Genomic DNA, 11,335 nt, shown 5'->3' with positions numbered 1-11,335 from the left:
TCGGCTCCCACAGGGGAATGACGGTGGACGCGGTGCAAGGAACACCACCGATCCATTGTGGGAGCGAGCTTGCTCGCGATGACGTCAGCACAGCCAATATCAATGCCAACTGACCCGCCGCCATCGCGAGCAAGCTCGGCTCCCACAGGTAATGTTGTTACACTCCCGTGGCGAGGGAGCTTGCTCCCGCTGGGTCGCGAAGCGGCCCCAAGACCTGCCTTGGCAGCATCTCCCAGGTTCGGTGTTCAGCCCGGGACACCTTTTTGATGCTTCTTCAAGCGATACGCGAACTGCGCCCGGCTCAGCCCCAGCGAGCGGGCGGCCGCCGCGAGGTTGCCGCTGCTCAGTTGCAGGGCTTCGTTGATCAGGCGTGATTCCAGGCCGTCAATGGAGAAGTCCGCGTCCAGTTGGCTGAGGGACTGGAGCAGCGCCGGTTTTTCCACGGCATCGTTGGCGGCCAGGCCCATCGGCGAGAGGCCGCCGAGGTGGTCCACCGAGTAGGCGTCCACCGGCAATTGTTCATTGCGAAACAGATGGACCAGGTCAATGGCCTGGCCTTCTTCGCTGGCGATCAGGCCCCGTTCGATGAGGTTCTGCAATTCCCGCACGTTGCCCGGAAAGTCATAGCGCAACAGTACCTTCAAGGCGCGCATGGTCAGGCCCATCGGTGTGCGGCCGTACTCCTGGCAAAAGCGCTTGAGAAAGGCGTTGATCAGCAACGGTATGTCATCGCGGCGCTCGCGCAAGGGCGGCAGGGCGATGGGGTAGACGTTGAGCCGGTAGAACAGGTCTTCACGGAACGCGCCGTCCGCCACGGCCTTGCGCAGGTCGATGTTGGTGGCCGCCACGACGCGCACGTCGACCTTGATGCCATGGCCGCCGCCGACCCGTTCGATTTCCCGCTCCTGCAAGGCACGCAGCAACTTGCTTTGCCCGGCCAGGCTCAGGCAAGTGATCTCATCCAGGAACAACGTGCCACCGTGGGCACGCTCGAAACGACCGGGACGTGAATGAGTGGCGCCGGTGTAGGCTCCGCGCTCGACGCCGAACAGTTCAGCCTCGATCAGATTGTCGGGGATGGCCGCGCAGTTGAGGGCAATGAACGGTCCATCACGGCGACGGCTCAGTTGGTGCAACTGGCGGGCGAACATCTCCTTGCCCACGCCGGATTCGCCGCTGACCAGCACGGTGGCCGGGGTCAAGGCCACCCGTTGCAAGGCCTGGGTCGCGGCGTTGAAGGCGGCGCTGGCACCAATCAGTGGCTGTTCGCTGTCCGGCACCGGGACGGTTCCGGCCACGTTGTCGGACTGAGTGTCGGCGCGGGCGACGACGGTCGGCGGCGAGGCGTTGAGGTAATTCAGGTCCTGCTCGATGTCGCCCCATTGTTCAGCGGTCTTGCCGACGACTCGGCAGCGTTCGTGGCCCATGCCCCGGCATTCCACTTCGCGAAAGACCACCAGTTGCCCGAACAGCCCGCTGACGAAACCGATGGCGTAGCCCAGTTCGGTCCAGCACACCGGATCCTGCCCGGTGCCATAGGCGGCGACATGCTCGTCGGCCTCGCAGGAGTGATGCCAGAGAAACTCTCCCTCATAGAACCCCGAATCGGCGTCGAACTTGAAATGCAGCGGTTCGACCTTGGTCATGCCTTCGAGGGTGTGCAGATGCGTGCCGGCGCGAAACACCGCCGCGGCATCGGCGTGGGGCCAGCGTTCACGAATCAGCCGAGCGTCGCGGGCGCCGGAGGAATAACCGGTGCGGGTGAGCATGCCTCGGGCCTGCTCCAGCCCCTGGCGTTCGATGATTTCCCGGCGCAACGCACCGAAGGAAGAACTGTGCAGCAGCAACATGCGTTGGTCGTTGAGCCAGATACGGCCATCGTCGGGGGAGAAGAACAGGCAGGCGGTGAGTTCTGCCGGCGTGGGCGAACTGCTGTCGCTCAATTCGTTGCTATCCCCCCGTGGATGGAAATGCTCGGTGGCGATTCGATGATCCGGCAACTGGCAGTGGGGATTATTCATTGTTATGCCCCTGATGGCGGGGTGATCGAAATGATCACCTGGCGAGATAGTTATTAAGCATAACTTTATCAAATGAACAAGCAGCAGATGGCCAACGGCCAGATAGACGCAGGCACCCGGTGCGTCATGCCTGGCGAAGAACCTTGAGCCAGAGCCTTGCGCCAGGTTTATCAAGGCCTGCGGGCAAAACCGGCACAGCGCTTGCTCAAGCACTTGCACGGCGTTTGCGTCGATACCTTCCAGGTGCGGCAAACGATGACAACAACAAAGAGCCGGGAGTGTTAAATGTCTGCACCCAAAAGCCACCTGCTGTCCCAGGTGATCGAATCGGAATGCGTCTTCAACGGTGACTGGGTGCCTGCCTCGGGCCCGCTGCAATCGATCATCGAGCCGGCCACCGGTGAGCGGCTGATGCGCTGTGCCATGGCCGACTCCGCCGACATTGCCAAGGCCAGTCGCGACGCGGCCCTGGCGCAGCCGGCGTGGGCGGCGCTGGGCCCGCGGCAACGGGCGGCGATCTTCCGCAAGGCCGCCGACGTGGCCGAGCAGTCCTTCGACGAGCTGGCGTTGTACGTGGCCCGGGAGACCGGTGCCGCGCTGTTCAAGGGCCAGCACGAAATGCGCGAAGCCATCGTGCTGTTGCATCAGGCCGCCGGCCTGCTGTCCCAGGCCCATGGGGTGGTCCTGCCCAGCGAGGCAGGGCGCCTGTCCTATGCGCGGCGCCAGCCCCATGGCGTGGTCGGGGTGATTTCGCCCTTCAACTTTCCCCTGGTGCTGTCCATGCGCTCCGTCGCGCCGGCCCTGGCGGCAGGCAACGCGGTGGTGCTCAAGCCGGATCCACAGACCCCGGTGAGTGGCGGTTTCCTCATCGCCCGGTTGTTCGAAGTGGCAGGCCTGCCCAAGGGCTTGCTGCAAGTGCTGCCCGGCGCGGCGGATGCCGGAGAAGCGCTGTGCCGCGACCCTAATGTGCGCATGATCGCCTTCACCGGTTCCACCGGCGCCGGTCGCAAGGTCGCTGAAGTGGCCGGGCGCAACCTGAAGAAGGTCGCCCTGGAGTTGGGCGGCAAGAACCCACTGATCATTCTCGAAGACGCCGACCTCGACCTCGCGGCCCGGAACGCGGCCTGGGGCGCCTGGCTGCACCAAGGGCAGATTTGCATGGCCACTGGCTTGATTCTCGCCCATGAATCCATTGCCGCCGAGCTGACCCGCAAACTGGTGGAAAAGGCCCAGGCCATGACCCTCGGCAACGCCGCTCGGGAAGAAGCCGCCATGGGGCCCCTGATCAATCAGCGGCAGTTGCAACGGGTGCACGACATCGTCAGCGACACCGTGCTCGCCGGGGCCCGACTGGAGGCCGGCGGCGATCACGATCGGCTGTTCTACCAGGCCACGGTGCTCAGCGGTGTGAAGCCGGGCATGCGCGCCTTCGACGAGGAGGTCTTCGGGCCGGTGGCAACGGTAGTCAGCTTCGCCACCGATGACGAAGCCATCGAATTGGCCAATCGCACCGAATACGGTTTGGCGGCGGCGATCATTTCACCATCCGTGGGCCGGGCCATGGCCATCGGTGAGCGGTTGCAGTGCGGCATGTTGCACATCAATGACCAGACCGTCGCCGATGAATGCGTCAACCCGTTCGGCGGGCGCGGCGCCTCGGGCAATGGCGGCAGTGTCGGCGGCCCGGCGGACTGGGACGAATACACCCAATGGCAATGGGTGACGGTCAAGGACACGGCGCCGATCTACCCGTTCTGACAGGCCGGTCTTCACCGGGCCCGATGAGCTGAGGGCCCTGCGAGTACACAAAAATAATAAGAGGACTCAACATGAAACTCGACAACAAGATTGTGCTGGTGACCGGTGTCTCGTCGGGTATCGGTGCTGCCACGGCGAGCCTGCTGCGCGCACACGGCGCCCAGGTGATTGGCGTGGACCTCAAGGCGCCGCACATGACCCTGGACGGTTTTGTGCAGGGCGACTTGAGCAGCGCCGAGAACATCGAACGGTTGCTGCCACAGCTGCCCGCACGGCTTGACAGCCTGTGCAACATCGCCGGCGTGCCGGGCACTGCCAACCCGCGACTGCTGGCGCGGGTCAACTACCTTGGGCTGCGCCACTTGAGCCGTGCGCTGCTGCCGCGCATCAGCGCCGGTGGCAGCATCGTCAACATTGCCTCGATCCTCGGTGCCGAGTGGCCGTTACGCCTGGAACAGCACAAGGCGCTGGCGCGCATCGAAGACTTTGCTGCCGCGCAAGCCTGGCTGGCCGATCACCCGGTGCCGGACCAGACCTGCTACCAGTACTTCAAGGAAGCCTTGATCGTCTGGAACTACCTGCAGGCCCAACCCTGGTTCCTTGAGCATTCGGTGCGCATGAACAGTGTCGCGCCAGGCCCGGTTTTCACGCCGATCCTCGATGACTTCGTGAGCATGCTCGGCGAGGCCCGGACCCAGGCCGATGCCCATCGCATGAAACGTCCCGCTTATGCCGATGAGGTGGCGGCGGTGATCGCTTTCCTGTGTGCCGACGAGTCGCGCTGGATCAACGGCGTCAACCTGCCGGTCGATGGTGGATTGGCCTCCACCTACATCTGAATGCGCACCCGCGCAAAGCGGCGCGAGCCGCGACCTGAGCGTGTTGGCTGGCAAAGCCATGCCCAAAAATAACAATAATGAGAAGCGTCCATGGATAACCTCAAAGATAGCTTTCGTTTCAAGCACTGCGCCTTGTTCCTGGCGTTGTGCAGTACCGGCGTGATGGTCGATCGGGTCGAGGCCATGCAAATGGACCTGGGTGACTCCGATTGGAAACTGCGCTGGGACAACACCATCAAGTACAGCCAGGCCTGGCGCCTGCAAGGGCAGGACAGCCGCTTGGTCAACGCACCAACCGCCAACGGCCTGTACCCCTCGATCCAGAGTCAGGGCGATAAGAACTTCAGCAGCGGCCTGGTCTCCAACCGCCTGGACCTGTTCTCCGAGATGGACCTGAGCCGGCAAAACTACGGGCTGCGCGTGAGCGGCGCGGCCTGGTACGACGATATCTACAACCAGGACACCGACAGCAGCGAGCAACCGCATTTTCTCAGCGAAACCCGCAAGCTCCACGGTCGCGACGCGGAAATTCTCGATGCCTTCGTGTTCCTGCGCGGTGACCTCGGTGAAGACTCCCAGGGCGTGGCGCGCCTGGGTCGACACAGCCTGATCTATGGGGAAAGCCTGTTCTACGGCGGCAACGGCATTGCCAATGCCCAGGGCCCGACCGATGTCGTCAAGTTGCTCAGCGTGCCGGGGACTCAGTTCAAGGAGATCCTGCGGCCGGTCAATCAAATCTCCGGGCAATTGCAGATCAACCCGCAGTTGTCGGTGGGTGCTTACTATCAGTTCGAGTGGGAACGTTCCAATCTCCCCGGCGCCGGCAGCTACCTGAGCGATGCCGATGCCATCGGTTACGGCAGTGGTCCGTTGCGCGAAGTGTTCGGCAACGACACGGTCAATGGCGGCGATCTGAAACCGCGCAATTCGGGGCAGGGCGGCATGCAGATCCGCTTCAAGCCCAGCGGCACCGAACTGGAGCTGGGTTTCTACGCGGCCCAGTACCACGACAAGGCGCCGATCGGGTTGTATGCGTACCTGGACGGTCCGGCGGCAGCGGCCACCGGGTTGCCGATCCTGGGTTCCTATCGGCAGGTCTACGCCGAAGACATCAAGACCGCCGGCGTCAGTTTCTCCACCGCCTACGGCCCGTTCAACTTCGCCGGTGAAACGTCCGTGCGCTGGAACGCACCGCTGGTGAGCAACCTGCAAGTGGTGACCCCCGGCATGGAGGCCGATGGTGGCGACAATGAGTTGTTCGCCAGGGGCAAGACCGCCCACGCCAACCTGTCGGCGATTTACCTGTTATCGCCCACCTCGTTCTGGGACGGCGGCTCGGCCCTGGCCGAACTGGCCTGGAACCGCACCTTGAGCGTGACCAAGAACGCTGCCGCGCTGGATTCCAACACCACCCGCGATGCCACGGCGCTGCGGGTATTGATCGAGCCGGCGTACTTCCAGATCGTCGACGGAATCGACCTGACCGTGCCGATCGGCATGGGGGTGGTGCTCGATGGGCGTTCATCGGCGGTCAACAAATCCGGCTTCGGCAACACCCATTCCGGTGACTGGAGTGTCGGGCTCAAAGCCACCTATCTGCAACGCTGGGACGTCGGCCTCAACTACGTGAACTTCTTCGGCGCACCGAAAGCCGGCCTGCGCGAAGACGGCAATTTCAGTTACGGACAGTCGTTGGCCGACCGCGACTTCGTCTCGCTCTACGTGAAAACCTCATTCTAATAAGGTGGATTCGCCATGCAGAACACAGCATTCCTGAACACGTGCGTCCTGACCCTGGCCCTCGCCGGCATGGGGCTGGCGCAAGCGGCGGTGTCGCCCGAACAGGCCGCACGCTTGAAAACCGATTTGACCCCCCTGGGCGGCGAGCGTGCCGGCAATGCCGATGGCAGCATCCCGGCCTGGCAGGGTGGTTACACCCAGGTCACGCCCGGCTACAAACCGGGAGACAAGCGCCCCGATCCATTCGCCAGCGAGAAACCGCTGTATTCGATCAAGGCCGCGAACATGGAGCAGTACGCCAGCGAATTGGCCGAAGGCACCAAGCTGCTGCTCAAGAAATATCCGGACTATCGCCTGGACGTATACCCGACCCATCGCTCGGCCGCCGCGCCGCAATGGGTGTATGACAACACCAGCAAGAATGCCACCCGCGCCACGCTGGACGTGGACAGTGAGAAGGTCTCCAACGCCTACGGCGGCATCCCGTTCCCGATCCCGGAAAACGGTGCGCAAGTGCTGTGGAACTACCGGTTGTCCTGGCAGGGCGGCGACACCATCAGCTCGCCTTTCGATACCTGGCTGATGACCGCCGGCGGCAAGAAAGTCCAGGCGACCCGAGCGCAATACACCTATCAGTTTCCTTACTACGTCGAAGGCGGCAGCCTGGAAAACTATTCGGGAAAGTACCTGCTGGGCAAGCTGTTCACTGAGTTGCCATCGTCCAAGGCCGGCGAAGGCCTGATGACTCATTGGGACCTGGACCCGGGCAATCGGGCGGCTTGGCAATATCTGGTCGGCCAGCGCCGGGTTCGCCGGGCGCCGAACATTGCCTATGACACGCCGGACTTCGTGACCTCCGGCGTCGGCCTGTTCGACGAGGCGTTCATGCTGTTCGGACCGACCGATCGCTATGACCTCAAGCTGGTGGGCAAGAAAGAACTGATCGTCGGCTACAACAATAACCGCGCCGCGCTGGCCAAGAGCGACGACCTGGTCAAGGCGAACTTCCTCAACCCGGATCTGGTGCGTTGGGAGAAGCATCGGGTCTGGGTGGTCGAGGCCACGCTCAAGTCCGGCAAGCGCCATGTCGTGCCGCGTCGGACCTACTACGTCGACGAAGACTCCTGGCAGATCCTGATGGCCGACGGTTACGACGCCCAGGGCAAGCTCGGCCGGCAGATGTATTCGTTGACGCTGCTGGCACCCGACCTGCCGGCCCTCACCGCACAGGTCATGTGGGGCAGCTACAACCTCGACACTGGCGCCTACTTCCTCAACTCATCGAGCAACGACCTGGCGGTTCAGTACCAGAAGGTCGCGAAGCCTTCGGCGTCCTACTTCACGCCGGATGCCATGGCCAACGAAAACATGCGTTGAACCTGTGGCGGCCGTGGCGAGGAGGCGGTTCGTCGCGGTCGCTTACGATTTTCCAGGCGGAATAACGATATGAACGTTGAAAAAATCTTTGCGCGCCGAGTTCCGCTATGGGGTGTTTGCGCCCTGGTGGGGTGCCTGTTGGCGAGTGTGCCCTGGGTCGCACAGGCCACGACATTGGCGGTGCTGCAGCAACCGGCACTGCCGACGACCAAGGCCCCGCGCGCGGTATTGCTTGGGCTGGCCCGGGCTGGCGAGCGCCTGGTTGCAGTGGGCGAGCGCGGGATCGTGCTGCTCTCGGATGATGCAGGCGTGAATTGGCGCCAGGCCAGGGTACCGGTCAGCGTCAGCCTGACGGCGGTGCAATTCGTCGATGCCGAGCAGGGCTGGGCGGTCGGTCATCTGGGGGTGGTGCTGCACACCCAGGACGGCGGGGAAACCTGGCAGAAACAACTCGATGGTGAGCGCGCCATCGCCCTGGCGGTGCAAGTCGCCGAGCGCGATGCCAACCAACCCGACGGTGCCAGCCAGTTGGCGCAGGCACGGCACATGCTCGATGACGGACCGGATAAACCGTTTCTCGACCTGTACTTCAGTGACCGCCTGCATGGCTACGTCGTGGGCGCCTACAACCAGATCTACCGCACCGATGACGGCGGGCGAAGCTGGCAACCGTGGATGCGGCATGTGGACAATCCCCAGGGCTTGAACCTGTATGGCATCCGCGCCTTGGGCAAGGATTTGCTGCTGGTGGGGGAGCGCGGCCTGCTGTTGCGTTCGACCGATGCCGGGCAGTCATTCCAGGCCTTGAAGTCACCTTATGAAGGCAGCTTTTTCGGCCTGCTCGGCACGCGCGATGGGGCCTTGATTGTCTATGGCTTGCGCGGAAACGCCTGGTGGTCCGATGACCGGGGTGGCAGTTGGCGACGCCTCGACACGGGCATCGAATCAACACTGGCGAGCGCCCTTGAACTGCGCGACGGCGGCCTGTTGTTGGCCAGCCAGAGTGGTGAGCTTCTCTTCAGTCATGACCAGGGCCGCAGCTTTGACAAGCGTCAGAGCCGCAGTGGCGGGACGGTCGCTGCCGTGCAACAGGCGGTCGACGGCAGCCTGGCCAGCGTCGGTTTGACCGGCGTGGCCGCTGACCAGGATCCGCGGGCGTCCGGTAAACCTTGAAACTTCACGGTGTAGCGCTATCGGGCCACGGCTCGTGCAACAGGAGTCAAACTTGAAAGACGACAGAACCCAAACCGTGATCGGCCGCCAGGAAGACTTCGACCGGGCGTCGGGCAACTTCGCCGAGCGGGCGATCTTCAACCATCGACCGCTGGTGATCCTGCTATGCCTGCTGGTGACCTTGGTGCTTGGTTGGCAAGCCACGCGCATCGGCATCAATGCCAGTTATGAGAAAACCATTCCCACCGGGCATCCCTACGTCGCCAACTTCCTCGAGAACCGCAGTGAGTTGAGCGGCCTGGGCAACTCGCTGCGCATCGCCGTGGAGGTCAAGCAGGGGAGCATTTTCAGCAAGGATTACCTCGATACCCTGGCCAAGCTCAACGACGAACTCTACCTGCTGCCGGGGGTCGACCGCCCCTACATGAAATCGTTATGGACCCCGACCACGCGCTGGACCGCCGTGACCGAAGAAGGGCTCGACGGCGGCACGGTGATCCCCGACGACTACGATGGCTCGACCACCAGCATCGAGCAGGTGCGGACCAATGTGGCCCGCTCCGGGGAAGTCGGTCAATTGGTCGCTGGCAACTTCAAGTCCAGTGTGATCTTCGTGCCGTTGCTGGAAATCAATCCGCAGACGGGCAAGGCGCTGGACTATGGCGAGTTTTCCCGGCAACTGGAGGCATTGCGGGACAAGTACCAGACCGATGACCTGCGGATTCACATCACCGGCTTCACCAAGATCGTCGGCGACCTGATCGAGGGGATGACCCAAGTCCTGCTCTTCTTCGTGGTGGCGGTACTGGTGACGGTACTGGTGCTGTTTGGCTACACCCGCTGCGCGCGCAGCACCCTGGTGGTGGTGACCTGCTCACTGGCGGCGGTGCTCTGGCAACTGGGGCTGCTGGCGCTGCTCGGTTATGAGCTGGATCCCTACTCGGCACTGGTGCCGTTCCTGGTGTTCGCCATTGGCATGAGCCACGGCGCGCAGAAGATGAACGGCATCATGCAGGACATTGGCCGTGGCACCCACCGGGTGGTCGCCGCGCGCTACACCTTCCGCCGACTGTTCGCCGCCGGCATCACCGCCTTGCTCTGTGACGCGGTGGGATTCGCGGTGTTGCTGCTGATCGACATTCGAGTGATCCAGGACCTGGCGATCACCGCCAGCCTCGGGGTGGCGGTGCTGATCTTCACCAACCTGATCCTGCTGCCGATCCTGCTCAGCTATATCGGCGTCAGCCCGGCGGCGGCGCAACGCAGCCTGAGTGCGGAAACCACCGAGCAACAGGCGCAGACCAAACATCCCCTGTGGCGCGCGCTCGACCTGTTCACCCAACGGCGCTGGGCCATTGGCGCCATGTTGGCGGGTCTGTTGTTGGCCGCGTTTGGTTTTGCCGTGAGCCTGCACCTGAAAATCGGCGATCTGGACCCCGGCGCCCCGGAGTTGCGTGCCGACTCGCGCTACAACCGCGATGCGTTGTTCATGACCCAGAACTACGCGGCCAGCTCGGATATCTTCGTGGTCATGATCAAGACCCCGGAGGATCAATGCACCCGTTACGCCAGTCTGTCTGCGGTCGATGCGCTGGCGTGGCAACTGGAGCAATTGCCCGGCGTGGAATCGACTACCTCGATGGCGGCGCTGAGCAAGATCGCCACGGCCGGTTATAACGAAGGCAACTTCAAATGGTATGAACTGATCCCCAATGACGGCGCACTGGGGGCCGTGCAGACCCGTGCTCCGCGAGAGCTGTTCAATCAGGGCTGCTCGATGCTGTCGCTGTACGTCTACCTGGCCGATCACAAGGCTGACACCTTGAACCGGGTGGTGGAGGCCAGCGAGCAATTCATCGCCGGGCATCAGCTGCCGGAGGTCAAGTTCATGCTGGCGGCCGGCAGCGCGGGGATTGAAGCAGCGACCAATATCGTGGTGAAGAAGTCCATGCGCGAGATGCTGTTCTGGGTCTACGGTGCGGTCAGCCTCCTGTGTTTGCTGACCTTCCGCAGCTGGCGCGCGACCCTGTGCGCGATGCTGCCGCTGATGCTCACTTCGGTCCTGTGCGAGGCGCTGATGGTGGGGCTGGGCATGGGAGTCAAGGTCGCGACACTGCCGGTCATTGCACTGGGTGTGGGCATCGGGGTCGATTATGCGCTCTATGTGTTGAGCGTGATCCTGGCGCGGATGCGTGCCGGCGACACCTTGGCCCAGGCGTATTACCAGGCGCTGCTGTTCACCGGCAAAGTGGTGTTGCTGACGGGCATGACATTGGCTGTGGCGGTGTCGACCTGGGCCTTTTCACCGATCAAGTTCCAGGCTGACATGGGGATTCTGCTGGCCTTCATGTTCCTGGTGAACATGCTTGGGGCCTTGATCCTGTTGCCCGCCCTGGCCTGGTGGCTGCTGCCGCAGAGGGTCTTCGT

Annotated in this window: 7 protein-coding genes; 6 read left to right on the top strand and 1 reads right to left on the bottom strand. The window is 63.1% G+C overall.

The annotated features are described in order from the left end of the window. Positions 1–245: 245 nt before the first annotated feature. Positions 246–2,021 (bottom strand): sigma-54-dependent Fis family transcriptional regulator, encoded by a 1,776-nt coding sequence (locus tag J4E53_RS27665; protein WP_103310980.1) that lies wholly within the window; start codon positions 2,019–2,021, stop codon positions 246–248. Between the two features lie 285 nt (positions 2,022–2,306). Here J4E53_RS27665 and J4E53_RS27660 point away from each other — a divergent pair, with 285 nt between their 5' ends. The 6 genes from J4E53_RS27660 to J4E53_RS27635 all read left to right on the top strand — a co-directional run. Then, positions 2,307–3,779, top strand: a complete 1,473-nt coding sequence (locus tag J4E53_RS27660; protein WP_060742579.1) for a benzaldehyde dehydrogenase — start codon at positions 2,307–2,309, stop codon at positions 3,777–3,779. 71 nt (positions 3,780–3,850) lie between these two features. Further along, complete coding sequence (locus tag J4E53_RS27655; RefSeq protein WP_060742578.1) at positions 3,851–4,618, top strand: coniferyl-alcohol dehydrogenase; 768 nt, start codon at positions 3,851–3,853, stop codon at positions 4,616–4,618. Positions 4,619–4,708: 90 nt separating this feature from the next. Beyond that, complete coding sequence (locus tag J4E53_RS27650) at positions 4,709–6,358, top strand: DUF1302 domain-containing protein (RefSeq protein ID WP_060742577.1); 1,650 nt, start codon at positions 4,709–4,711, stop codon at positions 6,356–6,358. A 15-nt stretch (positions 6,359–6,373) separates the two neighbouring features. Continuing rightward, entirely contained in the window at positions 6,374–7,735 is a 1,362-nt protein-coding gene (locus J4E53_RS27645) for a DUF1329 domain-containing protein (RefSeq protein ID WP_060742576.1), read from the top strand. Positions 7,736–7,804: 69 nt separating this feature from the next. Beyond that, entirely contained in the window at positions 7,805–8,908 is a 1,104-nt protein-coding gene (locus tag J4E53_RS27640; RefSeq protein WP_060742575.1) for a YCF48-related protein, read from the top strand. A gap of 52 nt (positions 8,909–8,960) precedes the next feature. Beyond that, a partial coding sequence (locus J4E53_RS27635) for an RND family transporter (RefSeq protein WP_207268231.1) occupies positions 8,961–11,335 on the top strand: 2,375 nt, incomplete at its 3' end.

Source organism: Pseudomonas sp. FW305-28 (genome assembly GCF_017351395.1).
GTDB lineage: Bacteria > Pseudomonadota > Gammaproteobacteria > Pseudomonadales > Pseudomonadaceae > Aquipseudomonas > Aquipseudomonas fluorescens_AA.
Note: the sequence above shows the minus strand (reverse complement) of the source record. Positions and strands in the feature narration are given on the sequence as shown.